Annotated in this window: 26 protein-coding genes, 1 pseudogene and 1 other annotated feature; of the genes and pseudogenes, 26 read left to right on the top strand and 1 reads right to left on the bottom strand. The window is 38.3% G+C overall.

Annotated elements, in window-relative coordinates; all coding sequences use genetic code 11:
- The 4 genes from HPT25_RS26130 to HPT25_RS26115 form a co-directional block, all read left to right on the top strand.
- Positions 1-221 (top strand): 50S ribosomal protein L11 methyltransferase (locus HPT25_RS26130; protein ID WP_173070766.1); only part of this gene is annotated, 221 nt, incomplete at its 5' end.
- Between the two features lie 400 nt (positions 222-621).
- Positions 622-1,371 carry a 16S rRNA (uracil(1498)-N(3))-methyltransferase gene (locus tag HPT25_RS26125; RefSeq protein ID WP_173070764.1) on the top strand — a complete coding sequence of 250 codons (750 nt, stop codon included), beginning with the start codon at positions 622-624 and terminating at the stop codon, positions 1,369-1,371.
- A 7-nt stretch (positions 1,372-1,378) separates the two neighbouring features.
- Positions 1,379-2,752 (top strand): tRNA (N(6)-L-threonylcarbamoyladenosine(37)-C(2))-methylthiotransferase MtaB, encoded by a 1,374-nt coding sequence (gene mtaB, locus HPT25_RS26120; RefSeq protein WP_173070762.1) that lies wholly within the window; start codon positions 1,379-1,381, stop codon positions 2,750-2,752.
- A gap of 309 nt (positions 2,753-3,061) precedes the next feature.
- Positions 3,062-4,423: an IS1182 family transposase gene (locus tag HPT25_RS26115; RefSeq protein ID WP_173058723.1), complete on the top strand. Its 1,362-nt coding sequence runs from the start codon at positions 3,062-3,064 to the stop codon at positions 4,421-4,423.
- A gap of 119 nt (positions 4,424-4,542) precedes the next feature.
- Here HPT25_RS26115 and HPT25_RS26110 read toward each other — a convergent pair whose 3' ends face one another.
- Positions 4,543-5,475, bottom strand: coding sequence for a Na/Pi symporter (locus HPT25_RS26110; RefSeq protein WP_173070760.1), 933 nt, complete (start codon positions 5,473-5,475; stop codon positions 4,543-4,545).
- A 224-nt stretch (positions 5,476-5,699) separates the two neighbouring features.
- On the opposite strand from HPT25_RS26110, the gene rpsU reads away from it, so the two are divergent.
- The 22 genes and pseudogenes from rpsU (at position 5,700) to HPT25_RS26000 (ending at position 26,224) form a co-directional block, all read left to right on the top strand.
- Positions 5,700-5,873 (top strand): 30S ribosomal protein S21, encoded by a 174-nt coding sequence (gene rpsU / locus HPT25_RS26105; RefSeq protein ID WP_042458546.1) that lies wholly within the window; start codon positions 5,700-5,702, stop codon positions 5,871-5,873.
- A gap of 13 nt (positions 5,874-5,886) precedes the next feature.
- The gene (locus HPT25_RS26100; RefSeq protein ID WP_173070758.1) at positions 5,887-6,333 is read left to right on the top strand and encodes a GatB/YqeY domain-containing protein; all 447 of its coding nucleotides are present in this window, start codon (positions 5,887-5,889) and stop codon (positions 6,331-6,333) included.
- A gap of 118 nt (positions 6,334-6,451) precedes the next feature.
- Positions 6,452-6,754 (top strand): sporulation protein YqfC, encoded by a 303-nt coding sequence (gene yqfC, locus HPT25_RS26095; RefSeq protein ID WP_173070756.1) that lies wholly within the window; start codon positions 6,452-6,454, stop codon positions 6,752-6,754.
- Positions 6,751-7,947 carry a sporulation protein YqfD gene (yqfD, locus tag HPT25_RS26090; protein ID WP_173070754.1) on the top strand — a complete coding sequence of 399 codons (1,197 nt, stop codon included), beginning with the start codon at positions 6,751-6,753 and terminating at the stop codon, positions 7,945-7,947. Before yqfC ends, yqfD begins: the two co-directional genes overlap by 4 nt.
- The gene (locus HPT25_RS26085) at positions 7,944-8,921 is read left to right on the top strand and encodes a PhoH family protein (protein WP_173070752.1); all 978 of its coding nucleotides are present in this window, start codon (positions 7,944-7,946) and stop codon (positions 8,919-8,921) included. Before yqfD ends, HPT25_RS26085 begins: the two co-directional genes overlap by 4 nt.
- A gap of 241 nt (positions 8,922-9,162) precedes the next feature.
- Positions 9,163-11,331, top strand: coding sequence for an HD family phosphohydrolase (locus tag HPT25_RS26080; RefSeq protein WP_173070750.1), 2,169 nt, complete (start codon positions 9,163-9,165; stop codon positions 11,329-11,331).
- 50 nt (positions 11,332-11,381) lie between these two features.
- Positions 11,382-11,798 (top strand): rRNA maturation RNase YbeY, encoded by a 417-nt coding sequence (ybeY, locus tag HPT25_RS26075; protein WP_376767993.1) that lies wholly within the window; start codon positions 11,382-11,384, stop codon positions 11,796-11,798.
- A complete protein-coding gene (locus HPT25_RS26070) occupies positions 11,776-12,171 on the top strand; it encodes a diacylglycerol kinase family protein (RefSeq protein WP_173070746.1) in 396 nt (131 codons plus the stop codon). The genes ybeY and HPT25_RS26070 overlap by 23 nt, the downstream gene beginning before the upstream one ends.
- A 207-nt stretch (positions 12,172-12,378) precedes the next feature.
- Positions 12,379-12,780 carry a cytidine deaminase gene (locus HPT25_RS26065; RefSeq protein ID WP_173070744.1) on the top strand — a complete coding sequence of 134 codons (402 nt, stop codon included), beginning with the start codon at positions 12,379-12,381 and terminating at the stop codon, positions 12,778-12,780.
- The gene (gene era / locus HPT25_RS26060; protein WP_173070742.1) at positions 12,770-13,693 is read left to right on the top strand and encodes a GTPase Era; all 924 of its coding nucleotides are present in this window, start codon (positions 12,770-12,772) and stop codon (positions 13,691-13,693) included. The genes HPT25_RS26065 and era overlap by 11 nt, the downstream gene beginning before the upstream one ends.
- Before the next feature lie 158 nt (positions 13,694-13,851).
- On the top strand, positions 13,852-13,995 hold the full coding sequence (locus tag HPT25_RS26055; RefSeq protein ID WP_173070740.1) for a YqzL family protein: 144 nt from the start codon (positions 13,852-13,854) through the stop codon (positions 13,993-13,995).
- A gap of 33 nt (positions 13,996-14,028) precedes the next feature.
- The gene (recO, locus tag HPT25_RS26050) at positions 14,029-14,781 is read left to right on the top strand and encodes a DNA repair protein RecO (RefSeq protein ID WP_173070738.1); all 753 of its coding nucleotides are present in this window, start codon (positions 14,029-14,031) and stop codon (positions 14,779-14,781) included.
- A gap of 48 nt (positions 14,782-14,829) precedes the next feature.
- Positions 14,830-15,018: a binding site (T-box leader), on the top strand.
- Positions 15,019-15,078: 60 nt separating this feature from the next.
- Entirely contained in the window at positions 15,079-16,461 is a 1,383-nt protein-coding gene (locus HPT25_RS26045; protein ID WP_173070736.1) for a glycine--tRNA ligase, read from the top strand.
- A 397-nt stretch (positions 16,462-16,858) separates the two neighbouring features.
- Positions 16,859-17,491, top strand: a complete 633-nt coding sequence (gene ccpN / locus HPT25_RS26040; protein ID WP_312857336.1) for a transcriptional regulator CcpN — start codon at positions 16,859-16,861, stop codon at positions 17,489-17,491.
- A 33-nt stretch (positions 17,492-17,524) separates the two neighbouring features.
- Complete coding sequence (locus HPT25_RS26035) at positions 17,525-18,334, top strand: pyruvate, water dikinase regulatory protein (protein WP_173070732.1); 810 nt, start codon at positions 17,525-17,527, stop codon at positions 18,332-18,334.
- Positions 18,335-18,685: 351 nt separating this feature from the next.
- Positions 18,686-19,131: pseudogene (locus HPT25_RS29300) on the top strand (YaiI/YqxD family protein).
- 45 nt (positions 19,132-19,176) lie between these two features.
- On the top strand, positions 19,177-20,982 hold the full coding sequence (gene dnaG / locus HPT25_RS26025) for a DNA primase (RefSeq protein ID WP_173070730.1): 1,806 nt from the start codon (positions 19,177-19,179) through the stop codon (positions 20,980-20,982).
- A 41-nt stretch (positions 20,983-21,023) separates the two neighbouring features.
- Positions 21,024-22,157, top strand: coding sequence for an RNA polymerase sigma factor RpoD (rpoD, locus tag HPT25_RS26020; protein WP_173070728.1), 1,134 nt, complete (start codon positions 21,024-21,026; stop codon positions 22,155-22,157).
- Positions 22,158-22,636: 479 nt separating this feature from the next.
- On the top strand, positions 22,637-23,776 hold the full coding sequence (locus HPT25_RS26015; protein WP_173070726.1) for an acyl-CoA dehydrogenase family protein: 1,140 nt from the start codon (positions 22,637-22,639) through the stop codon (positions 23,774-23,776).
- Between the two features lie 179 nt (positions 23,777-23,955).
- A complete protein-coding gene (gene cccA, locus HPT25_RS26010) occupies positions 23,956-24,321 on the top strand; it encodes a cytochrome c550 (protein ID WP_173070724.1) in 366 nt (121 codons plus the stop codon).
- A gap of 81 nt (positions 24,322-24,402) precedes the next feature.
- Positions 24,403-25,122, top strand: a complete 720-nt coding sequence (locus HPT25_RS26005; RefSeq protein WP_173070722.1) for a tRNA (adenine(22)-N(1))-methyltransferase — start codon at positions 24,403-24,405, stop codon at positions 25,120-25,122.
- Positions 25,109-26,224 (top strand): Nif3-like dinuclear metal center hexameric protein, encoded by a 1,116-nt coding sequence (locus HPT25_RS26000; RefSeq protein ID WP_173070720.1) that lies wholly within the window; start codon positions 25,109-25,111, stop codon positions 26,222-26,224. Before HPT25_RS26005 ends, HPT25_RS26000 begins: the two co-directional genes overlap by 14 nt.
- The last annotated feature ends 10 nt before the right edge of the window (positions 26,225-26,234 follow it).

Raw genomic sequence — 26,234 nt, 5'->3', positions numbered from 1 at the left:
ATTCAGCGGATGTCATTGTTGCCAATATTTTAGCTGAAGTCATTTTACGATTTACCGAACAGGCTGCAAAGGTGGTTAAACCAGGGGGATCTTTTATTACTTCCGGAATTATACATGCCAAAAAAGATCAGGTAAAGGATGCCTTAATCGGAGCAGGCTTCGAAATAAAAGAAACCATTTTAATGGAAGACTGGGTTGCCATTATCGCAAAAAGGCTATAATGATGCTAAAAGGGGGAACACCCCTTTTTCTATTGTTTTAAATTGGCTTTCATTTTTTATATAAGGCTATGTTAAAGAACATTGTTGATATTTAAACACTGTTGATTGGAGCGGAAGGCACGAAGACTCCTCGAAAAGGCTAACGCCTTTCCTTTGTGTGTGGGCGAATTCAAGGATTTCCTTAATGTCCTGCGGAAGTATGGGGCTGGGGAGCCTCCTCGGCCCGCCCGCAAACCGCTCGTGCCGGGAGCGAAAATCAACAGCCAAATTTAACAGGGTCTTATATAAAAAGCGTGAAAGAACGTTGGTAATATTCTCTTTGTTGATGGGAGATGATTTCAACAGTTGTCACTAACAAGGTCAAAAATCAATAAATTGTTTAAAGGAAAGGGTGCATCGTGTGCAACGCTACTTTGTTAAACAGCGGGCAAATAATGGGCGATTTTTCATCGATGAAGATGACTATCATCATATCGTAAAAGTTATGCGGATGCAGCCGGGGGATGAAATTATTTGTGTCGACCCGGATGGTAATCAGGCTGTATGCACGCTTGCAGAAATTACCGATGAAAGAGTCGTTGCAGACGTTGTACAATGGAGTGAAGAGCATTCAGAGCTCCCGATTTCTGTGACGATTGCCAGTGGACTTCCCAAAGGTGATAAGCTGGAATGGATCATTCAAAAAGGAACTGAGCTGGGAGCGCATCAATTTATTCCATTTTCAGCTTCACGCTCGGTTGTAAAATGGGATGAAAAAAAGTCTGAAAAAAAAGTCGAAAGATGGCGAAAGATTGCGAAAGAGGCTGCAGAACAATCCCATCGTCAGCATGTTCCAGAGGTAGTAAAACCATTAAGTTTTAAGGAATTGCTTGCTGAGTCGAATAAATTTCAATATAAATTAGCAGCTTTTGAAGATGAAAGCAGGAATGGTGAAGTTTCTGTTTTTTCTTCAACTCTAAATCAAATTAAACCTGGAGAATCTCTACTCATGGTTTTTGGACCTGAAGGCGGTTTGGCTGAACAAGAGGTTCATATTCTGAGAGACAATGGATTTCTTCTATGCGGTTTAGGTCCGCGTATTTTAAGAACAGAAACGGCCCCGCTCTATTCGCTTGCGGCCATTTCTTATCATTTTGAACTACTGAGGTGAGTATTAAATGCCAACAGTTGCGTTTCATACACTAGGATGTAAAGTAAACCACTATGAAACTGAAGCCATCTGGCAGCTATTTAAGCATGAGGGCTATGAAAGAGTTGATTTTGAATCAACCTCTGATGTATATGTGATTAACACTTGCACGGTAACCAATACAGGAGATAAAAAAAGCCGGCAAGTGATTCGCCGTGCGGTACGTAAAAACCCGGATGCCGTTATCTGTGTAACAGGCTGTTATGCCCAAACATCTCCTGCAGAGATTATGGCAATCCCTGGTGTTGATATTGTTGTCGGAACACAAGACCGGGTGAAAATGCTTGAATATATTGAGCAGTATAAAAGTGAGCGTCAGCCGATAAATGGTGTCGGCAATATTATGAAAAGCCGTGTTTATGAGGAGCTTGATGTTCCTGCCTTTACGGATCGCACCCGTGCTTCTTTAAAAATTCAAGAAGGCTGTAACAATTTTTGTACCTTCTGTATTATTCCGTGGGCCCGCGGCTTAATGAGATCTCGCGATCCGAAAGAAGTCATCAAACAAGCCCAGCAGCTAGTGGATGCAGGGTATAACGAAATTGTTTTAACAGGAATTCATACTGGCGGATATGGTGAAGATATGAAGGACTATAACCTTGCCATGCTGCTTCGTGATTTAGAGAAAGAAGTTAAGGGGCTGCAGCGTCTTCGTATATCTTCAATCGAGGCCAGCCAGATTTCCGATGAAGTTATTGAAGTGATGAAAGATTCGACTATCATTGTCCGTCACTTACACATACCTATTCAATCAGGTTCTAATACGGTATTAAAAAGAATGCGCCGCAAATATACTATGGAATTCTTTGCGGAAAGATTAGAACGACTAAAAGAAGTGCTTCCGGGCCTTGCGGTTACTTCTGACGTTATTGTAGGTTTCCCTGGTGAAACAGAAGAAGAATTTATGGAAACATACAATTTTATTAAAGAACATAAATTCTCCGAGCTACACGTCTTCCCATATTCTAAGCGTACAGGAACACCTGCAGCTAGAATGGATGATCAGATTGATGAAGAAGTAAAAAACGAACGGGTTCACCGTTTAATTACCCTTTCTGACCAACTTGCCAAGGAATATGCTTCACAATTCGAAGGGGAAGTTATAGAGGTTATTCCTGAAGAGGAATACAAAAGAGAATCAATTTCTGGTCTATATGAAGGCTACTCAGATAACTACATGAAAGTGGTTTTCCCGGCAACTGAAGACATGCTTGGCAAAATTGTTAAAGTTAAAATAACGAAAGCTGGCTATCCATACAATGAAGGTCAATTTGTCCGGGTATTGGATGACCATACTTCGTTAAAAGAGGAATTAATGACAAAAGAAGAAGCCGCCATTTAAAAAGGACCTTTCAGGTCCTTTCAGACTGTCGACAAATCCGAAGGATTTCGGGTTTAAAATCGACAGTCTTTTTTGTTTGGCCATATTAAACTTGTCTGTTGATTTCCGTTCCAGGCGGCTTCGCTTTCCGCGGGCGGTTCGGGGAGCCTCCTCTGCGCTTTCAGCGCCTGCGGGGTCTCCCCTGTCCCGTACTCCCGCAGGAGTCTTCGCCGCCTTCCACTCCAATCAACAGAGTGTAAAAATCAATAATGTACATTAACACAGCCTTTTGTATAATTTATTTACAGAGAATTAATAGAGGTGGATGGAATGCTTTCGAAAAATACACAGATAAATCGTGACCAAATTGAAATGATTGCCTTAGATCAACTTGTACCTGCTGATCACTTGGTTCGCAAAATAGAAGCCGCAGTAGATTTTTCATTTATCTATTCATTGGTTGAAGATTTGTACTCAACTAAGCGCGGACGTTCAAGTATTGACCCTGTTGTATTAATTAAGATGGCTTTCATTCAATATACCTTCGGTATCCGTTCGATGCGTCAAACGATAAAGGAAATTGAAACAAATATGGCGTATCGCTGGTTTTTAGGATTTGGTTTTTATGATAAAGTACCCCACTTTTCAACTTTTGGTAAAAACTACGAACGTCGTTTTAAGGATACAGACTTATTTGAACAAATTTTCTACCGTATTTTAAAAGAGGCAGCAGATAAAAAGTTAGTTAGTTCGGAACATGTATTCATTGATTCAACTCACGTTAAAGCAAGTGCAAATAAACGCAAATTCGAAAAGAAAGTAGTTCGGAAAGAATCAAAAGCTTATGAAGCACGTCTTCAAGCAGAAATTAATAGTGATCGTGAAGAACATGGGAAAAAGCCCATCCCACCAGATAAATATGAAAAAGAAGAAAACAAAGAAATAAAAGAAAGTACAACAGATTCGGAGAGTGGTTACTATGTAAAAGACGAAAGGACAAAGCAATTTGCTTATTCATTTCATGCAGCCGCAGATAGAAATGGTTTTGTCCTGGGGACTATTGTAACTCCAGGTAACGTTCATGATAGTACAATGTTAGAGCCTCTAGTTGAAAAGGTCATTGAAAAATGTGGGAAACCTAATGCTGTAGCTGCTGATGCCGGATATAAAACACCTGCTATTGCTCAATATTTAATTGAAAATGAAATTCGCCCTGCTTTACCCTATACACGACCACGTACAAAGGAGGGATATTTGAAAAAGCACGATTATGTCTATGATGAGCACTTTGATTGTTACATATGTCCGGAAGGACAAGTTCTGGATTATAGAACGACTACTAAGGAAGGTTATCGACAGTACATCTCTAATCCTGTTATATGTAAGGATTGCCCACTTCTAGCACAATGTACACAAAGTCAAAATCATCAAAAGCTCATTCAACGACATATCTGGGAACCATATCTTGAAGAGGCTGAACATCTTCGTCATACAGAAGAGAATAAAATAATATATGCACGTCGTAAAGAAACAATTGAACGTGTATTCGCGGATGCGAAAGAAAAGCATGGTATGCGATGGACAACCTTAAGAGGTCTTAAAAAATTGTCCATGCAGGCGATGCTTACTTTTGCTGCTATGAATTTAAAGAAGTTGGCTACATGGACTTGGAAAAGTCCAGAAATGGCATAAAAATAGACCCCGCCGGGGTCTACCTTAAGAAAAATCAAACAGAAAAATCCCAATTTTAGAAAAGGGCGCCAGAATCGGAACTTTTGAAATGCCTTTTGTCTACAATCTGAAAGGACCTTTCAGGTCCGTTTTTTCTTATCATGCAAAAACAATATCATCTCTCCAAACTTATTAGCAAAGGGCAATGCAAGTAGGGAAGTTACCACATTAAAAATGACACTGATATGGGCAAGTTGAACTTCCATCGTATTGGCAAGAAATGGAGCATTCTTGTTAAGTATAGGGATAAGGGGGATAAATAACAGAACCCCCATCACATTAAGCCAGACATGGGCATATGCGGCAAGTCTCGATTCATTTCCCCCGCCTATGGAAGCTATGACGGCAGTTATACAAGTGCCAATATTAGCCCCTAGTACGATTGCAATACCTGCATCAAGCTGCAAAAGTCCTGCCGTTAAAAAGCCCATGGTGATCCCGGTCATAGCCGTACTCGATTGTATAATTGCAGTAATTATAGTCCCTGTAATTAAACTGAAGAAAATATTGTCATTAATAAATAAAATAAAACGGTTAATCATGTTCATCTCGGTCAATGGCTGTGCCAATAATTCAAAACCTTTCATCGCCGTAAACACTGAGGAAATTCCCAATAAGAGCATTCCGGTACTTCTTGCCCGTTTATGGCGAAATAGCATGAGAACAGCGCCGCTGATCGCTAAGGGAATGAGGGCAGCATCTATTTTAAATGTTATGAGCTCAGTTTTAAATGTAGTCCCTATATTCGTACCAAGGATAATTCCGATGGATTGGGGGAAGGTCATCATACGTGCAGAAATTAATCCAATGGTTACAACCATAACAGCAGAACTGCTTTGAAGCAATGCCGTGATAAAAGTACCAGTCAGCATCCCTTTCAAAGGGGTGCGTGTTAATTTGGAAAGCCAAATTTTTAACTTATGTGCAGATAAATTAAATAAACCAAACCTAATAATGGTCATTCCAAAAATAAATAATAAAATGCAAAGAACAAATAATATTATGTATAGCATGTCTTAGCCCCCTCGCTTCATTGTATGGTAACAAAACAGGGGACATGCCAATTTTCGCTTGAAAATGAAGACCTGCTATTTTCAATTAGTAAAAATATGCATAAAATTGAAATTGAATGATTTATACTTGTGATTTTCAGTTGACCTTGTTTCAAGGTTATATTATAATTGCATGGTACATGGATTGATGTTAGTGTGTTGTGTTTCGGAGGGAGGGAAAGAGAATGTCTAAAACCGTCGTTCGTAAAAACGAATCGCTTGAAGATGCTCTTCGTCGCTTCAAACGTTCTGTATCAAAAACTGGTACTTTGCAAGAGGCAAGAAAGCGCGAATTCTACGAAAAACCAAGTGTAAAACGTAAGAAAAAGTCTGAAGCAGCAAGAAAACGTAAGTATTAAGAGGGTGTATTACATGAGTCTTCTCGAGCGTTTAAATATTGACATGAAACAAGCGATGAAAAATAAGGAAAAAGACAAGCTCTCTGTTATTCGGATGATTAAAGCTTCTATGCAAAATGAAGCCATTAAGCTCGGAGTTAATGAGCTATCTGAAGCGGAAGAGTTAACAATCCTTTCTCGCGAACTAAAACAACGCAAAGACTCCCTCCATGAGTTTGATAAAGCCGGTCGTGAAGACTTGGTAGAAAAATTGCGTACAGAAATCGCAATCGTTGAGCTGTATATGCCGAAACAGCTTTCTGAAGAAGAGCTGGCAGAAATCGTGAAAGAGACTATTCACGAAGTCGGTGCAACATCAAAAGCTGATATGGGAAAAGTGATGGCTGCGATCATGCCTAAAGTAAAAGGAAAAGCAGATGGATCACTTGTTAATAAATTTGTACAACAACACCTTTCATAGTATTCTGACGACAAAACCGCAGAGTTTAGGCTCGCGGTTTTTTGTTATTCAAAATAGAAAAATGTGCTAGAACCTTCGTTTATTTCATAAATATGAGATGAAAGGGGGTTCTTTTTTTATGGCAAAAAAATGGGCCACACGTGTTCGGAACTGGATGGCTAAAAAAATGGATCTTCCTCAAGATGTCATGATGGATTTACCCCGCATAACGATGATTGGGCAAATCCATATTTACATTGAAAATCATCGGGGCATGCTGGCATTTACTGATAAAGAACTCCGCTTGTTATTAAAACAAGGGCAGCTTTTGATAAAAGGAAAGGCATTTGTAATTAAGACTATTCTACCTGAAGAGATTTTGCTGGAAGGGAAAATTGATCAAGTCATATATATAACAGAAGATCTGGGAGGAGCAAAATGAAAAACCAATGGATTGAATTTATTTTGGGCTATGTAACAGTGAAAGTGTCGGGGAAAGGGCTGGAACGTTTCCTCAATGTATTGACGAGAAACGGGCTGTATATTTGGAATGTAAAGCGTCACGGAACTGAGACGATTACATTTAAAATGAGACTAAAGGATGCGAAAAATATTCGGCTTTTTGCAAGAAACAGTGAATGCAAAATTTCATTTCTTAGGAGAAGCGGCAGTCCCTTCCTGGTAAAAAGGTTATTGAAAAACAGCGGTTTTCTTGCCGGGGCAGGGATTTTCCTGTTCATTATTTTATTTCTTTCTAATATGATTTGGGGTATTGATATAAAAGGAGCAAAGCCGGCAACAGAGTATAAGATTCGCAAAGAATTGGACAAAATGGGAGTAAAGATCGGTAAACTACAATTTCTTACTGAAAATGTGGATGGAATTCAAAAACGTTTAACGGACAGTATTAGTGATCTTACATGGGTTGGTGTGGAATTAAAAGGGACAACCTTTCACTTACAAGTTGTCGAAAAGAACGAACCTAAAAAGCCAGAGACTTATTCCCCACAAAATTTAATAGCAAAAAAGAAAGCGATCATCGTGAAATATTATATCGAAGAGGGCCAAAAGGTTTTTACCGACCATGAATATGTGGAAAAAGGCCAGCTTTTAGTATCCGGTAATATCGGACAAGAAGAAGGTACCCCGAAATTAGTGGCAGCCAGAGGGAAAATTTTTGGCGAAACCTGGTATAAAAGTCATGTCGAGCTGCCGTTAAAAACCAATTTTAGAGTTTATAATGGGAATGAAAAACGAAAATACAACATCAATATTTGGGGATTGGATATCCCTGTTTGGGGATTTGGTAAACCAAAATTTAAAGAATATGAAACGGAGGTCATTACTCATAAAATTCATTTCTTAAAATGGGAGTTACCGATCTCATTTGAGACTAAAACATTAAGGGAACGGGAAGAACTTACTCGTACTTATACAAATCAAGAAGCAGAAGGTATCGCACTTGACATGGCTCGAAAGGAAATAAAAACTCATTTAGATGAGGATTCTACAATCATAGACGAAAAAATTTTACACAAAGCCTTGCAAAATGGTAAAGTTATACTGGATATTCATTTTAGAATTATTGAAAATATTGCCATCGGGCAACCGATTTCCAAGGAGACTAATGAATGACAGAAAAGTTAACAACGATCAATGTGCAGCTTGAAAATCCAGCAGAGGCGATTGCTTTGCTTGGAAATGCCGACCAGAATCTTAAAGCTCTTGAAGAAGAGCTGAATGTTTCTGTTATCACAAGAGGGGAATCAGTCAGTTTGTCGGGCGATGAAGAAAATGTAATTTTAGCCGGACAAATTTTGGACAGATTAATGTTTGTGATACGTAAAGGGATTAACATAAGTCAAAGAGATGTTCTTTATGCCATTGAGATGGCAAAACAAGGTACGCTTGAATATTTTGTCCACTTGTATGAAGAAGAAATTGGAAAAACAGTTAAAGGGAAAACGATTCGGGTTAAAACTTTGGGGCAGAGACAATATGTGATGGCCATTAAGAAGCACGATCTTGTGTTTGGGATTGGGCCCGCTGGTACAGGAAAAACCTATATAGCTGTTGTGATGGCAGTCAATGCCCTCAAAAATGGTCAAGTAAACAGAATTATTCTGACCAGACCAGCGGTTGAAGCTGGAGAAAGCCTCGGCTTTTTACCTGGTGATTTAAAGGAGAAAGTGGATCCGTATTTACGGCCTCTGTATGATGCACTTCATGATGTATTTGGAGTGGAGCATACACAGAGGTTAATTGAACGGGGAACGATTGAGATCGCACCTTTAGCCTATATGCGAGGCAGAACTTTAGACGATGCTTTTGTAATTTTGGACGAGGCGCAAAACACGACACAAGCCCAAATGAAGATGTTTCTAACTAGGCTCGGTTTTGGCTCAAAAATGGTCATTACCGGTGACCAAACTCAAATCGATTTGCCGAAAGGTGCTAAGTCTGGTTTAATAGATGCAGAGAACATTTTACAAAATGTAAACGGCATTTCCTTTATTTATTTAGAACAAAGTGACGTGGTCCGTCATCCGCTTGTCGGCAGAATTATCGGTGCTTACGAGAAATCTGATCAAAAAAAGAATTCCAACTAAGCTAAGGGAGATGCCTGTATTTTGGGTTACTCCCTTTTTCTTTTTTTTATGGCTGTCTTAAAGAACATGTTTATATAGCCAGATTAAACGAAGACTTTTTTAAAATAAACTTTCAATTTTATTTGAAGATGAAACTTATCGAAAAAACTGTTATCATTTTACATAAAGCATGCTTACGGCTAATCCCATAAAAAACTTCGTGTTTAAGATGGGAATAAAAGCTGTGGCTGGAGGGATATTGTTGGATAAACTACAGCAGCATTTCAGACGGATACACAACCTGCTTGATATTTCGTTTTTCCGTGTAGTATTTTTCCTGATCATTGGAATTGTCTTGTTTGGCGTAATGTTTAACAATGTAAGGCCAGAAAAACTTAATATTAAATTGTTTTCCGTTGCCGATAAAACTATTCGTTCTCCCGGGACAGTGGAGGATAAGAAGAGCACGGAAGAAAAACGAAAAGAAGCGCGTGATCAGGTTCAGGATGTATATGCTTTAAAAAAGGAATATACGCAGAATCGTGTGGACTTAATTACTTCCATTTTTCAAGCTGCTGCAGAAGTAAATGATGAATTAGCCGAAGATCTGAAAAAAGAAACCGAAAGCTCTCAGGATAAAGCAGTAAATACTGCCCCAAGTGTTTCTGATAAAGTAACCAAATTGAAAGGGAAATTAACGACTACTGTGACGAAAGATTTGTCCAACCAGGTTTTCACAGCTTTGGTCCAAGCTTCAAATAGTGAATTATCGATTGCAAAAGATTTAACAGTCACAGCGATTAATCATGTCATGAGCCAAAAAATCTCAGCTGATGATGTGGAAAATGCGAAGAAACGAGTAGAAGAAGAACTAAAATATTCGACATTAAGTGATGAATTGCGTCAGGCGTCGATTGAACTGGGAAGATATGCTGTCATTCAGAATGAATTTTATGATCCGCAAGCTACAGAAGAGCTTAGGCGTCAGGCTGCAGAAAGTGTGGAGCCGGTAAAAATTCTTCAAGGACAGGTAATTGTCGAAGAAGGAGAACTTATTAACCAGGAAATTTATCAGCAATTGAAGCTTGTAGGCCTTCTCAATACAGAAAAAACATATAAACCATTTATTGGGTTAATGGTATTGATTTCAATCATTGTTTCGGCGATTTATTATTATTTTTATCAAATGAAATCTCAGCCTGAAAAGCGACATACTTTTTTACTGCTGTATGGGATCATATTTATCTTCTCCATCATTCTCATGAAAATGATTAGTATGCTGCAAATTATAAACTTTTCCGGGATTGGTTATTTGTTCCCTGCGGCAATGGCGGGGATCCTTATTAAGATAACCATTGATGAAAGGTTAGCCATCTTAACGTCTATTATCCTTGCGGTTTGTGGCAGTATCATGTTTAATGAAGGGGTAACTGGTTCGTTAAACTTTTCAGAAGGTATTTATGTTCTCTTTAGTGCTTTTGCGGGAATCCTATTCTTGAGTAAACAGAATCGTCGTTCCAAAATATTGCAAGCGGGTCTTTTTGTTACGCTGATTAATATATTAACACTTGCAGCAGTGATGTTTTTACCAAATGGACAATATTCCGGAATAGAATACGGATACTATTTAATTACAGCCCTCGTATCAGGTATTGGTTCAGCTGTATTAACAATTGGACTTTTGCCTTTCTTTGAGGCGAGTTTCGGCATTCTTTCTACGATGAGGCTTATTGAATTATCGAATCCGAATCATCCGCTGCTTCGAAAAATTCTCATGGAGGCTCCAGGCACTTACCATCATAGTGTTATGGTGGCGAACTTGGCAGAATCGGCGTGTGAAGCCATTGGAGCGAATGGACTTTTGGCAAGGGTAGGCAGTTACTATCATGATATTGGAAAAACAAAGAGACCGAATTTCTTTATTGAAAATCAGCTGCATCTTGATAATCCACATGATCGTCTACCGCCAGATAAAAGTGCAAGTATTATTGTAGCTCATGTTACTGATGGTGCGGCCATTTTAAAAAAATACCATATGCCAAAGGAAATTATTGATATTGCTGAACAGCATCATGGTACAACCCTTTTGAAATATTTTTATCATAAGGTGCTGCAATTGAATCCAGAGGCTGGTGAGGAAGATTTTCGTTATCCTGGCCCAAAGGCGCATTCAAAGGAATCGGCGGTTGTCGGCATTGCCGATAGTGTGGAAGCTGCCGTCCGGTCCATGTCAAAGCCTACACCTGAAGGTATTGAAGCCCTTGTTAAGAAAATAGTGGATGAAAGGCTTCAGGATGGGCAGCTCAATGAATGTGACCTTACAATGAAAGAAATTGAAATCGTGACACACACGTTATGTGAAACATTAAAGGGGATTTTCCACTCTAGAATTGAATATCCAGAAATTATCAAGAAGGTGAAGCAAGCATGACATTACTCATTGATACGATCGATGAAACAAAAGAATTAACTGAGCAGCAAATGCTTGAAATTGAAAGATTAGTGCATTTTGCAGCTAATAAACAACAAGTAGAAGAACATAGTGAAGTTTCAATTACCTTTGTATCCAATCAAAGAATCCAGGAAATTAACAGAGAATATCGTGATAAAGATGCTCCCACAGATGTCATATCCTTTGCTATGGAAGAGATGGGAGAAGGGGAAATCGAATTGATTGGCGCGGATATGCCCCGTGTATTGGGAGATATCATTATTTCCATCCCAAAAGCAAAAGAGCAAGCAGAAGAATATGGGCATTCATTTACGCGGGAGCTAGGTTTTTTGGCAGTTCATGGATTTTTACATCTTTTAGGGTATGATCATATGACAGAGGAAGAGGAAAAAGAAATGTTTACCCTGCAAAAGGAAATTTTAAATGAATATGGACTCACGCGATAATCGGAATAAAGGCCCAGCCTGGCAGTCCTTTTCATATGCATTTGAAGGAATCTTGATTGCCATTAAGGAAGAAAGAAATATGCGTTTCCACCTGTGCAGCTCGGTTGTCGTAATCTTTCTCGCCTTTTATTTTTCCATTTCAAAAATCGAATGGGTATTGATTTTGTTATTAATCTGCGGTATGTTCGCTCTGGAAATAATAAATACGGCTATTGAGCGTGTCGTGGATCTTTCTGTAAAGGAATATCATCCATTGGCCAAACAGGCAAAGGATTTAGCTGCAGGTGCTGTTCTGGTTTACGCAATTCTGTCCGTTGCGGCAGGAACAATTATTTTCGGGCCGTATTTCTTAAAATTTATAACAAATTTATGATAAAATTTTTAAACTTATTGAAAATATGACGTGTTTAAGGTAAAATACCTACACTTTACAGAAGAATTGTTAAGAAAATATTAAATTTATAAGAAAATTCAAAGTTTTTAAAATTTTTATTACATTTTTATTGTAAATAATGATTTTCACTTCAATTTGATGTAAAATAATGCTAACAGCAGTTTTTGCTGGAAAGGAAGAAGACTAGTGGACATTAACAAATTAATCGAAGAAGCGATTAAAGCAAGAGATAAAGCATATGTTCCATATTCTAAATTTGGAGTAGGAGCAGCACTGTTAACCGCAGAAGGAAAAGTTTATCATGGCTGTAATATTGAAAATGCTGCATATAGCATGTGTAATTGCGCTGAACGAACTGCCCTTTTTAAAGCGTTTTCAGAAGGTGATCGTGATTTCCAAATGATGGCTGTTGTTGCCGATACGGATCGTCCATGTTCTCCATGTGGAGCTTGCAGACAAGTAATTTCCGAATTATGTTCAAGAGACATGAAGGTAGTACTAACGAATTTAAAAGGCGACATTTTAGAGCTTACTGTAGAAGATCTATTGCCAGGAGCTTTCTCACCGGAGGATTTGCATGCTAAATAGTGCCACAAATACAAAACAATTTAAATCAGGGTTTATTTCCATAATAGGCCGGCCTAATGTCGGAAAATCAACATTCCTTAATCGGGTGATTGGTCAAAAAATAGCGATCATGAGCGATAAGCCACAAACAACAAGGAATAAAATCCAAGGGGTATTAACACAGTCAGATGCACAAATGGTTTTTATCGATACTCCGGGAATCCATAAACCAAAGCATAAATTAGGTGACTTTATGATGAAAGTTGCCCAAAATACATTAAAAGAAGTAGATCTAATCATGTTCATGGTCAATGCTCAAGAGGGATTTGGCCGTGGTGAAGAGTTTATTCTTGAAAAATTTAAAACCATCAACACTCCAGTCTTTCTTGTCATTAATAAAATTGATCAAATTCACCCGGATGATCTGCTTCCTATCATTGAATCGTACAAAGAAAAGTATTCTTTTAAAGAAATAGTACCTATTTCGGCATTAGAAGGGAATAATGTGGAGCGCCTGCTCGAGCAAATAAAATCATTCTTGCCGGAAGGACCGCAGTATTACCCAGCTGACCAGGTGACAGACCACCCGGAAAGATTTATTATTACAGAGTTAATTAGGGAAAAAGCATTACACCTTACCAGGGAGGAAATTCCGCATTCATTAGCTGTTGTTCTTGATAAAATGGAGCGGCAGCAGAATAAAGATGTCATTCATGTAATGGCAACGGTGATCGTTGAACGTGATTCGCAAAAAGGGATTATCATTGGAAAACAAGGCGGCATGTTAAAAGAAATTGGAAAACGAGCCCGTATGGATATTGAAAATCTTCTAGGGTCAAAGGTGTTTTTAGAGCTTTGGGTTAAGGTTCAAAAGGATTGGCGCAATAAAATGTCACAACTTAGGGACTACGGTTTTAATGAGAATGAATATTGAAGCTCACTCTAACAAAAATATTACCTTGATTGTCTGATTATACATGGACAACATTAACAAAATTTTTGTATTATGATTTTCGCGTGGGCAGGCTATGATAATGATAAGGTTTGGAACCCGAATGAACGCTAGTCTAAATATTGAAAGGTGGGGTTTTCGTGTTGGATTTTACGTGGAAAGTATTTACCCAAACAGGTAATATTGACACATATCTTCTCTTTAAGGAGCTTGAGAAGGAAAACCAAGAAATACCCGGTAATCTGAATGAAGAGCTAGCACAGATCGATTTTCCTATTTCATAAGCAAGTCTCGCGCCTCACAGGATGGTGACAGTCATGTTTCAGAAATGTGAAGGCATCGTCATTAGATTAACTGATTATGGTGAAACAAATAAAATTGTGACTTTATATACTCGGGAATGGGGAAAGGTTGGCGCAATGGCAAGGGGAGCAAAAAAAACCAATAGCCGCCTTTCTTCTATTACCCAGCTATTTACACATGGTTATTTTTTAATTCAAAAAGGAACAGGATTGGGGAGCTTACAGCAAGGGGAAATGATCACTTCTATGCGTTCAATTGGTGAGGATATTTTTCTAACCGCTTATGCAAGCTATATTGTAGAATTAACGGATAAATGCACAGAGGAAAAAAAGCCAAATCCATTTCATTTTGAGCTTTTGTATCAAACCCTTCACCTTATGAACGAAGGATACGATCCGGATATTCTGATGAATATTTATGAAATGAAAATGCTGAATGTTTTAGGACTTTATCCGATCTTAGACAAATGTTCCGTTTGCAGTTGTACAGACGGACATTTTTCTTTTTCTATCCGCGAAGGAGGATTTATTTGTCATCGTTGTTTGGAGCATGACCCCTATCTTTTAAAGATTTCACCGGCAGCAGTTAAACTTTTGCGCCTGTTTTATTATTTTGATCTTTCAAGACTTGGAAGCATTTCAGTTAAAGAGGACACCAAGGCAGAATTAAAAAAAGTGATTTCCGCTTACTATGACGAATATTCCGGTTTACATATTAAATCGAAAAAATTTCTTGATTCAATGGAACAGTTTCGCAATCTTTTGTAGGAACCTGTTGACAAGACTTTCTGTTTTGGTTAATATTTCATTAATTAAATAAATGCGTTGAAGGAAAGTAGTACTTGGTATTTATCAATAAAAGCGAACCTAGGGTGGTGGAAGCTAGGGTATTGAGGTCTAAGGAAGGCGTTCTGGAGCATATCTTGCATCGTTTTTAACACGATATAAGGTGGCTGTTAATTAACAGCAAATAGGGTGGAACCGCGGGTAACTCTCGTCCCTATGCTTTATGCATAGGAACGGGAGTTTTTTATTTTGCAGAAATCAAATAAAGGAGTCAAAAAAATGAATGTAACAATGGAGCAAATTGTTTCACATGCAAAACACAGAGGTTTTATTTTTCCAGGATCCGAAATATACGGCGGCTTGGCAAATACTTGGGATTATGGTCCATTAGGGGTTGAATTCAAAAATAATATTAAACAGGCATGGTGGAAAAAATTCGTACAGCAATCCCCATACAATGTCGGTTTGGACGCAAGCATCCTAATGAATCCTAGAACATGGGAAGCATCAGGCCATATCGGAAATTTCAATGATCCGATGATTGATTGTAAAAATTGTAAAGCCCGTCATCGCGCGGATAAATTAATCGAAAATGCATTGGATGAAAAAGGAATTGAAATGGTTGTTGACGGCCTGCCGTTTTCAAAGATGGAAGAGCTGATCAAAGAACATAACATTGCTTGTCCTGACTGCGGTAGTCATGACTTTACAGGCATCCGTCAGTTTAACTTAATGTTTAAAACCTTCCAAGGGGTAACCGAAACAAGCACAAACGAAATCTATCTCCGGCCTGAAACGGCTCAAGGGATTTTTGTTAACTTTAAAAATGTGCAGCGGACCATGCGGAAAAAACTGCCGTTTGGTATTTCTCAAATCGGCAAAAGCTTCCGAAATGAAATCACACCAGGAAACTTTACTTTCCGAACTAGAGAATTTGAACAAATGGAACTTGAATTTTTCTGTAAACCTGGAGAGGAATTAAAATGGTTTGATTATTGGAAGCAATTTGCAGAACAATGGTTGTTGTCACTTGGCTTAAACAGAGAAAACCTCAGACTCCGTGATCATTCAGAGGAAGAGCTTTCTCACTATAGTAATGCGACTACAGATTTTGAATATAAATTTCCATTTGGCTGGGGAGAACTATGGGGTGTAGCTTCAAGGACAGATTATGATTTGAAACAACATATGGAGTATTCTGGTGAGGATTTCCATTATCTTGACCCAGAGACAAATGAAAGATATATTCCTTACTGTATCGAACCATCACTTGGAGCGGATCGTGTGACATTGGCCTTTTTGATTGATGCCTACGATGAAGAACAGCTAGAAGATGGTACAACAAGAACAGTTATGCACCTTCATCCTGCTTTGGCACCATTTAAAGCGGCTGTATTGCCATTGTCGAAGAAGCTTTCGGAAGAGGCAAGAGAGGTTTTCGAAACTTTATCCAAGCATTTTAACGTTGATTATGATGAGGCTGGCTCTATTGGAAAGAGATATCGCCGTCATGATGAAATTGGTACACCATTCTGTATAACTTATGATTTCGATTCAAAAGAAGATCATATGGTTACAATCAGAGACAGAGATACGATGGAACAAAAACGTTTACCAATTAGTGAGCTAGTGAATTTTATTCAAGAAAAGCTTTCATTTTAACAAAAAGGTGCTCGGGGAGCATAGGGTTCTCCCCCTCTCTGGCACCTTTTTATTTTTTGGCTATGTTAAAGAACATTGTTGATATCTACACACTGTTGATTGGAGCGGAAGGCAAGGGGACTTCTCGAAAATGCTAACGCATTTCCTTCGTGCATGGACGAATTCAAGGAAGACATATAATGTCCTGCGGGAGTACGGGGCCGAGGAGGCTCCCCGGCACGCCCGCGAACCGTTCATGCCTGAGGCGGAAATCAACAGCCAAATTTAACAGCGCCTATTATTTAGAAAAAAAATTCGAGTGAGTGAATAAATTTCCATTGATCAGTAATTAAGCTATAATATTTCTATTAAATGTACATCATTTTTTACTTTTTAACTTTACCGAAACAATATAAAGGTGGTGTTAACAATAGAACTAACGAAACGCCAAGAGCAAATTCTCCAAATTGTTAAGGAGAATGGACCGATTACTGGTGAACAGATTGCTGAACAATTGCTGCTCACAAGGGCAACACTAAGGCCGGATCTTGCTATTTTAACAATGGCTGGGTATTTGGATGCAAGACCACGGGTAGGGTATTTTTATACTGGAAAATCTGGAACGCAGTTATTAACAGAAAACCTGCAAAAGATTTATGTAAAGGAATATCAATCCATACCTGTTGTTGTCAATGAGAATGTTTCCGTATATGATGCAATATGCACCATGTTTCTAGAAGATGTGGGAACATTATTTGTCGTCGACAAGAACTCCTATTTAGTTGGAGTTTTATCTAGAAAAGATCTCCTAAGGGCCAGTATAGGTAAACAAGAGCTCACAGCCATTCCTGTACATATTATCATGACAAGAATGCCGAATATTACGATGTGTGAGAGGGACGATCTATTAATCGACATTGCAAAAAAACTGATTGAAAAACAAATTGATGCACTTCCTGTCGTTAGAAAAACAGATAATGGCTTTGAAGTAATTGGCAGAATAACTAAAACAAATATTGCTAAAGCTTTTGTAGCATTAGGTGATGAATAATAATAGGCGTGTTAGAGGAGATGGTGAAGGAAAATGAGCGTACCTGTAATATATGTAGTATCAGATTCAGTAGGTGAAACGGCCGAGTTGGTAACAAAAGCTGCTATAAGTCAGTTTAATGGGTCGGGAATGATTTTAAAAAGGTTTCCATATGTAGAGGATAAAGAACATATTGATGAGGTTTTATCACTTGTATATTTGGATAAAGGAATGATCGCTTACACACTTGTTAAGCCGGAAATGCGTACATATATGAGAGAGAGGGCCGAGGCTGACGGAATCTATGCTGTAGATCTAATTGGACCCATCATTGATCAAATTGAAATCTTTTCCGGAAAAACGCCTTTAAATGAACCTGGGCTTGTGCGGAAGCTTGACGAGGATTATTTTAAAAAGGTTGAAGCAATTGAATTTGCCGTAAAATATGATGATGGCCGGGACCCTAGAGGACTCTTAAAGGCAGATATTGTTTTAATCGGTGTTTCAAGAACATCTAAAACTCCATTATCACAATATCTCGCACATAAACGGCTTAAAGTGGCTAATGTTCCGCTTGTTCCTGAAGTTGATCCTCCTGAAGAGCTTTATAAAGTTCCGATAGATAAGTGTTTTGGATTGAAAATTAGCCCGGAAAAATTAAATAGTATTCGTCGTGAACGTCTGATCTCCTTAGGATTAAATGATAAAGCAAGTTATGCCAACATTGAACGCATCAAAGAGGAATTAAAATTCTTTGAAAAGGTCGTAAACAAAATTAACTGTCCAGTAATTGATGTTACCAATAAGGCTGTAGAGGAAACGGCGAATGTTATCTTAAATTATTTTCAAAAAGGCAGAACTTAACACATAATCACGCTGATTATGTGTGTTTTTTTGATAATGAAGCTTTGAAATATGAAAAAAAGTTATGGCAAAATGATAATGAATATACTATAATAAAAAATTGTGATAAAAATACATCTTTTTAGGTTTAGACTTACATGTGAACGAATAAACTATTTATTGTGAGATGTCAAGGGAACCCTTTAAAATAATTTTCGACAATTCGTTTTATTTATTTTCACCTCCCTAGTCTAAACGTACTATTTCAGTTTTACTAAAGTTTGTTCGCTAATTGGCAAGTTTCCTTGATAAAATTAGCGGCGAAAGAAGGAATATGCGGAGTGATGTAGAATTAATAAAAATGTAAACGACATTCCGACTATTTTTGTTAACGCAGATTCATGCCCGGTTAAGGAGGAGATTGTCGAAATTGCTTCTGCATTTTCCGTGAAGGTTTTATTTATAGCCTCTTATGATCATCATGTGATAGATAAACTTACATACGGTGAATGGAGATATGTTGATTCAGGGAAAGAGGCAGCAGATTTATACATTCTGAATCATAAGCAGGATATTGTCATTACTCAGGATATAGGACTTGCATCTATATTACTTCCAAAAGGTATTACAGAACTATCACCAAGAGGGGGTAGTGTTTCAAGAAACCTCAAACTGCCCTTGATATACGCTGCTTAAATGCGAAAGCAAGGAAGAGGGGGATTTACTGAAAAGGACCAAAACCTTTTCAAATTGAAGATCGGAAAAGATTTTCATTAGAATTTATGAAAATCTTGTCGAAATATGCAGGAATTCAATAAATTCTTGCCGAATAACATTGTAGTACTATAATTGGAGTTGTTTTCATGGCAGACCGAATTGCCGAAGAAAAAATTAACCAAATTCGTCAGGCTGTCGATATTGTTGACATCATCAGTGATTATGTTCAATTGAAAAAGCAAGGGCGAAATTACTTCGGATTATGTCCATTCCATGGAGAGAGCACCCCGTCATTTTCAGTTTCACCCGATAAACAAATATTCCATTGTTTTGGCTGCGGAGCAGGCGGCAATGTATTTTCTTTCCTTATGGAACTTGAGGGAATTTCCTTTCAGGAAGCTACAGTAAAATTGGCAGCAAAAGTAAATGTTGATCTTGATTTAGATCTGACATCAGGCCGTAGTGAGAAAAAAATTCCTGAAGAAATTCAGGCAATGTTAAACGCACACGAAATTCTTAGTAAATTTTACCATCATTTGTTGGTCAATACAAAAGAAGGTCAGCCAGCATTGGAATACCTATTGGAAAGAGGATTTACCCGTGATTCCATAGATAAATTTCAAATTGGCTATTCATTAAATTCATGGGATTTTGTCTATAAATTTTTAACCAAAAGGGGATTTTCCCCAAATTGGATGGAAAAAGCGGGACTAATTATTAAACGTGAAAAAGACGGAACGTATTTCGACCGATTTAGAAATCGAATTATGTTTCCAATTCTCGACCGAAATGGAAATACGATTGCATTTTCTGGGAGAACAATTGGGGCTGATGAGCCAAAATATTTAAATAGTCCCGAAACAGCAATCTTTAATAAAAGTAAGATTTTGTATAATTACCATCTTGCTAAACCTTCTATAAAAAAAATGCAGCAAGCGGTTTTGTTTGAGGGATTTGCAGACGTAATTGCAGCTGACCGTGCCGGTGTTGATAACGGTGTTGCTACAATGGGAACATCTTTGACAGATGAGCATATCGTCCTTTTACGAAGAACATTACAGTCGATTACCATCTGTTATGATTCTGATAATGCCGGAATTGAAGCAGCGTATCGGGCAGGTAACTTGTTAAATGATGCAGGAATCTTAATCAAAGTTGCAATCATGCCGGATGGAATGGACCCTGATGAATATATAAAAAGCTATGGCGCCGAAAAATTCCGCAATGAAGTAATTGGAGCAAGCTATACTTGGATGGCCTTTAAATTTCTTTATTTTCGCAGAGGAAAAAATCTTCAGAATGAAGGAGATAGGCTTACTTATATCGAAGAAATAATCAAAGAAATAAGTAAGTTGACAAAGGCGGTAGAAAGAGATCACTATCTAAGGCAGCTTGCTGCCGAATTTTCACTTTCTCTTGATGCGTTAAGAGATCAGCAAAAACAAATTTTTTTTGCTGAAAAAAGAAAAGAACAAGGCAAGAAACCTTTAGAGAAGAATCCAGCTATTATCCAAAAGATAAATGTGCTTAAGCCGGCATATTATACAGCTGAAAGGCATTTAATTGCCCATATGTTAAGAGATCGGGATACAGCATATAAAATTCAGGAATTATTACAAGGCAATACGTTTAATAATGATGAACACCAAGCAATCATAACATATCTTTTAAGCTTTTATGAAGAACATTTGGAATCAGAATCCAGCGCGTTTTTAACCTATATTCAAGATGACAATCTTAGAAGGATTGTGGCAAATATAGAAATGATGCCTCTAAATGATGAGTTAAGTACAAAAGAATTAAATGATTATATCAAACAGGTGTTGAATTATCAAAAATTGTTAAAAATAAAGGAAAAAGAAATGGAATTGAAAGAAGCAGAGCGGCAGAAAGATTATAATCAGGCTGCGTTAATAGGAATTGAAATAAATCAATTGCGTAAATCACTATAGATTTTAATAAATGCTTCTGATTCTTGAAGGAGGGACCCCATATGGCTGCTGAAAAATCAGCACGTTCAAAAGAGGCCGAGAATGAATTAACCTTGGAACAAGTAAAAGATCAGTTAACAGAAGTGGGTAAAAAAGTCGGCGTCCTTGCCTATGATGATATTGCTGAAAAAATGGCGAACTTTGAATTAGACTCTGATCAGATGGATGAATTTTATGATTTCCTTGGAGAGCAGGGAATTGAACTAGTCGGCGAAAGTGACGACGAGGATGATCCGAGCCTAAAGGCACTGGCTAAAGAAGACGATGATGAATTTGATTTGAATGATCTAAGTGTTCCTCCTGGTGTAAAAATAAATGACCCAGTAAGAATGTACTTAAAAGAAATTGGAAGAGTTGACTTGCTTTCTGCAGAAGAAGAGATTTCGCTTGCTCATCGGATTGAACAGGGTGATGAAGAAGCAAAAAGGCGCCTAGCTGAAGCAAATCTTCGTCTTGTTGTCAGCATTGCGAAACGTTATGTCGGTCGTGGCATGCTCTTTCTTGACCTCATTCAAGAAGGAAATATGGGCCTAATTAAAGCAGTTGAGAAATTTGATTATCGCAAAGGCTTTAAGTTTAGTACGTATGCAACCTGGTGGATTCGCCAAGCGATTACTCGCGCCATTGCGGACCAGGCGAGAACGATCAGGATTCCGGTTCATATGGTTGAAACTATCAATAAGCTGATTCGCGTTCAGCGACAATTACTTCAAGATCTTGGCCGTGAACCATCTCCTGAGGAAATCGCAGAGGACATGGATCTTACACCAGATAAGGTAAGAGAAATTTTAAAGATTGCCCAAGAGCCTGTCTCACTTGAAACGCCGATTGGTGAAGAAGATGATTCCCACCTCGGAGATTTTATTGAAGATCAGGATGCAACTTCACCTTCTGAACATGCTGCATATGAATTACTTAAAGAGCAGCTGGAAGATGTTCTTGATACCCTTACAGACCGGGAAGAGAATGTTCTCCGCCTTCGTTTTGGGTTGGATGATGGCCGTACCCGTACTTTGGAAGAGGTAGGGAAAGTATTTGGCGTAACGCGCGAGCGTATCCGCCAAATTGAAGCAAAAGCATTGCGTAAATTACGTCACCCAAGCCGCAGCAAACGGTTGAAAGACTTTTTAGAATAAAGCTTAAAAGTAGTTTACTTCGTTTTACGGAGTAAACTATTTTTTTTGCCGATAGGAAAGTAAACTTTCCGTCATTGGGCATAAAGACAACTACACCTTGACTTTGCCCTAACGGGCTCGCCAGTCAAATCGTTTTCTTTATTTCGCATTTGCTTCTCCTTTTGTAAGCACTTTCTCTGTGTTTTATTTTACTGAATTGTTTCTCTTTTTGCAAATAGGCATCATGTCATTATATGGATTTTAAATTAAAATAAATTTTTGTGAAAAAATGAAAAGCTTTTATCACATTTTTGTAATGGAGATCAAATCGTAAAGTATAATTAATTATCCAGAAAATAGATCATAAATATATTTCGATTGAATAATATTTTATTGTTAAAAATTTTTAAATCTTGAGAATATTATCCATTCCCCATTATAATATAACATGTAAGCGCATACAACACGTGTGCAAAAGTTGGTTTTAAGGGGATATGGAGATGAATTTTGATTTAACTGCTGAGCAAGAAATGATAAAAAGAACCATTCGTCAATTTGCAGACGAAGTGGTTGCTCCAGGTGCCATTGAGCGGGATCGAACAAAAAAATTTCCTATAGATATATTTAAAAAATTGGGTGGAATGGGGATGCTTGGGCTGCCTTTCCCAGAGGAATACGGGGGTGCAGGCGCTGATACGATCAGCTTTGCCATTGTAGTGGAAGAGCTTAGCCGTGTATGCGGCTCAACTGGAATATCCTATTCTGCCCATATATCACTCGGTGGAGCACCATTATATTTGTTCGGATCAAAGAAACAGAAACAAACCTTTTTAACACCAATCTGCACAGGTGAGTCATTGGGGGCATTTGGACTAACGGAGCCAAATGCCGGTTCTGACGCAGGCGGAACTATAACAACTGCCAGAGAAGAAAATGGTGAATTTGTTATTAATGGGAACAAATGTTTTATTACTAATGCAAGCTTTGCAAAACATTTGGCGTTAACAGCTGTTACAGGAGAAAAGGATGGGAAGAAGGAGATCAGTGCCATTATAGTTCCTACAGACGCAGCTGGCTTTACTGTTATTGATAACTATGAAAAAATGGGTTTAAACTCTTCTAATACTACTGAACTCGTTTTGGAGGATGTAAGGGTGCCCGCAGAAAATTTACTTGGTAAACGTGGAGAGGGATTCCGCCAATTTCTTATCACACTTGATGGAGGACGGATTGGTATAGGGGCAATGGCAGTTGGGATCGCACAAGGTGCGTTTGAAAAAGCACTCGCCTATGCAAAAGAGAGAAAGCAATTTGGCAAATCTATTTCCTCTTTCCAAGCTATTCAATTTAAATTGGCAGACATGGCCTTAAAAATTGAATTGGCTCGTAATATGGTCTATAAAGCTGCCTGGCTGAAGGACAATGGAAAACCCTTCTCAAAAGAGGCGGCTATGTGCAAATTATATGCTTCCGAAATTTGTATGGAAGTAACTAGTCAGGCGGTTCAAATTCATGGCGGCTACGGATACATGAAGGAATATCAAGTGGAAAGAATGATGCGGGATGCCAAACTGCTCGAAATAGGTGAAGGAACATCAGAAGTTCAAAGAATGGTCATTTCGAGAATAATTGGTTGTTAAAATATTTTTGGAGATAAAAGAGGCATTTAAAAAGTATCTAGCCTCTTTTTACCTTTTTTTACAAAGATATCTGGATAAAGTATGTTTAGGACTTTTCCTTCTTTGGTTTTTAAAGTAAAATAATAGGTGTTTATAGACAATCTATTGTTTGAATGTTTATACATAAGGGAGGTTATTTCATGAAGCGGAATCCGATTATTCCTTTTGTCCTGATTATGGTTTTTGGAATCGTTTTAACGCTCGTATTGTCCTTCAAAGGTCTCGGTGACGCACGGGAACTGGCAAAGGGAACAAGTGGAACGAGCGGTGATAAAACGCAAACTGCGGCTACCAATCCGGAAGACATTTACAAGACAACATGTATTGCCTGCCATGGAGATCATTATCAAGGTGTAGTTGGCCCATCATTGCACGGAATCGGCAGCAAGTTAAGTAAGGCGCAAATTAAGCAAATTATTACTCAAGGACGAGGAAACATGCCTCCTGGTTTAGTTAAACCAGAACAAGCTGATGCAATGGCAGAATGGGTTTCAAAAATTAAGTAAAGTATCGAATGGTCCTTTGCATCTGTGAAGGACCTTTTTTATACTAGTACATAGCAAAGAAATAAAAGAGTGGTGGGACATTTGAATTCAGATAAATTATCAGCCAGGCTCGAAATGGTAGCAAAGTATGTGCCAAAAGGTGCAAGCGTTGCGGATATCGGGTCAGATCATGCATATTTACCATGTTTTTTAGTTAAGAATTTTGGCATTCCATTTGCTGTTGCCGGAGAAGTAGCAGAAGGCCCTTTTCAATCGGCTGTAAGAAACGTAAATGCCCAAGGACTATCAGATGTGATTTCTGTCAGGACGGGTGATGGACTTGATGTAGTTGGTCCTGATGAAGTGGAGTGCATTACGATTGCCGGTATGGGCGGAACATTAATAGCGAGTATTTTGGAAAAAGGCAAAGACAAACTGGGATCTGTGAAACGGCTTATCTTGCAGCCGAATATTCATGCACTTTCCATCAGAAAATGGTTTTTAGAAAATAATTGGGAACTTAAAGCCGAAGAAATTCTTGAAGAAGATGGGAAAATTTACGAGATTTTAATTGGAGAAAAAGGAGATGCAAAGAAACCATATGGAAACAATATGGACGCCGGTCTCCTATTTGGACCTTACCTTTCCAAAAGCCGTTCGGAAGCTTTCTTCAAAAAATGGTCTGCCGAGAAGAAGAATTGGGAACGGATCTACACCCAATTGGTGCATGCAAGTGAAACAGAAGAAGCTTCGGTGAAGAAGCAGGAATTATTAATGAAAATCAGATTGGCGGAGGGGGTTTTGGTTAATGAAGAATCCTAACGGTCATGAAATCATTCAATTATTTGAACAGTTTGCTCCGAAATCATTAGCTATGGAAGGCGATAAGATTGGCTTGCAAATTGGCAGGTTAAATAAAAAAATTGATCGAGTTATGATTGCACTAGATGTACTAGAAAACGTAATTGACGAAGCGATTGAAAAAAATGTGCAGCTGATCATTGCACATCATCCGCCGATTTTTCGTCCGTTAAAAAATGTTTTAACGGATACGGTTCAAGGGCGAGTGATTGAGAAATTATTGAAGCATGATATTGCTGTCTATGCAGCTCATACGAATCTTGATATTGCAAATGGCGGTGTCAATGATTGGTTGGCAGAAGCACTGGGGTTAGAGAATACTGAAGTGTTGGTTCCAACGGTTGATGTCAGTTTAAAGAAACTGGTTGTGTTTGTACCAGGCAGTCATGCAGACTTAATTCGTGAGGTTCTTGGAAATTCCGGAGCTGGTCATATTGGCCAATACAGCCACTGCTCTTTTTCAGCAGAGGGAACGGGCAGATTTCTACCTGGAGCTGAAACTTCCCCATTTATTGGTAAATCAGGAGAGCTTGAGGCAGTAGACGAGGTTCGCATAGAGACGATCGTACCGGAGACCCTGCTTAAAAGGACGATAATGGCCATGATTAAGGCTCATCCTTACGAAGAAGTGGCATATGATGTGTATCCTCTTGAAAATAAAGGAGAAGTACTCGGGCTTGGAAGAATTGGAAAAGTTAAAGAAATGACATTAGGGGAATTTGCAGAAAAAGTAAAAATTGCTCTCGAGGTCGACAGAGTCAGAGTTACAGGAGATTTACAGGCAAAAGTGAAAAAAGTAGCGGTCTTAGGCGGAGATGGAAATAAATATTTTACCAGTGCCAAATTTAAAGGGGCAGATGTGTATGTAACAGGTGATATATATTATCACACTGCACATGATGCCATGATGTTAGGGCTTAATCTGATTGACCCTGGTCATAATGTTGAAAAGGTAATGAAAAAAGGACTTGCGCAAACGTTGAAAAAAATGTGCCAGGACTCCGGTTATACAGTGGATATATTTCCTTCAGAAGAAGATACAAATCCTTTTCAATTTATATAATCAATTACAG

The sequence above is a fragment of the Neobacillus endophyticus genome (genome assembly GCF_013248975.1).
Lineage (GTDB): Bacteria > Bacillota > Bacilli > Bacillales > Cytobacillaceae > Neobacillus > Neobacillus endophyticus.
This window is presented reverse-complemented; position numbering and strand designations above follow the sequence as displayed.

Bases quoted from the DNA above. Each gene is read 5' to 3' on its own strand.
- mtaB (WP_173070762.1), top strand. From the start codon at position 1,379: ATGCCAACAGTTGCGTTTCATACACTAGGATGTAAAGTAAACCACTAT.
- HPT25_RS26115 (WP_173058723.1), top strand. From the start codon at position 3,062: ATGCTTTCGAAAAATACACAGATAAATCGTGACCAAATTGAAATGATT.
- HPT25_RS26110 (WP_173070760.1), bottom strand. From the start codon at position 5,475: ATGCTATACATAATATTATTTGTTCTTTGCATTTTATTATTTATTTTT.
- rpsU (WP_042458546.1), top strand. From the start codon at position 5,700: ATGTCTAAAACCGTCGTTCGTAAAAACGAATCGCTTGAAGATGCTCTT.
- HPT25_RS26100 (WP_173070758.1), top strand. From the start codon at position 5,887: ATGAGTCTTCTCGAGCGTTTAAATATTGACATGAAACAAGCGATGAAA.
- yqfC (WP_173070756.1), top strand. From the start codon at position 6,452: ATGGCAAAAAAATGGGCCACACGTGTTCGGAACTGGATGGCTAAAAAA.
- yqfD (WP_173070754.1), top strand. From the start codon at position 6,751: ATGAAAAACCAATGGATTGAATTTATTTTGGGCTATGTAACAGTGAAA.
- HPT25_RS26085 (WP_173070752.1), top strand. From the start codon at position 7,944: ATGACAGAAAAGTTAACAACGATCAATGTGCAGCTTGAAAATCCAGCA.
- ybeY (WP_376767993.1), top strand. From the start codon at position 11,382: ATGCTTGAAATTGAAAGATTAGTGCATTTTGCAGCTAATAAACAACAA.
- HPT25_RS26070 (WP_173070746.1), top strand. From the start codon at position 11,776: ATGAATATGGACTCACGCGATAATCGGAATAAAGGCCCAGCCTGGCAG.
- era (WP_173070742.1), top strand. From the start codon at position 12,770: ATGCTAAATAGTGCCACAAATACAAAACAATTTAAATCAGGGTTTATT.
- recO (WP_173070738.1), top strand. From the start codon at position 14,029: ATGTTTCAGAAATGTGAAGGCATCGTCATTAGATTAACTGATTATGGT.
- HPT25_RS26045 (WP_173070736.1), top strand. From the start codon at position 15,079: ATGAATGTAACAATGGAGCAAATTGTTTCACATGCAAAACACAGAGGT.
- HPT25_RS26035 (WP_173070732.1), top strand. From the start codon at position 17,525: ATGAGCGTACCTGTAATATATGTAGTATCAGATTCAGTAGGTGAAACG.
- dnaG (WP_173070730.1), top strand. From the start codon at position 19,177: ATGGCAGACCGAATTGCCGAAGAAAAAATTAACCAAATTCGTCAGGCT.
- rpoD (WP_173070728.1), top strand. From the start codon at position 21,024: ATGGCTGCTGAAAAATCAGCACGTTCAAAAGAGGCCGAGAATGAATTA.
- HPT25_RS26015 (WP_173070726.1), top strand. From the start codon at position 22,637: ATGAATTTTGATTTAACTGCTGAGCAAGAAATGATAAAAAGAACCATT.
- cccA (WP_173070724.1), top strand. From the start codon at position 23,956: ATGAAGCGGAATCCGATTATTCCTTTTGTCCTGATTATGGTTTTTGGA.
- HPT25_RS26000 (WP_173070720.1), top strand. From the start codon at position 25,109: ATGAAGAATCCTAACGGTCATGAAATCATTCAATTATTTGAACAGTTT.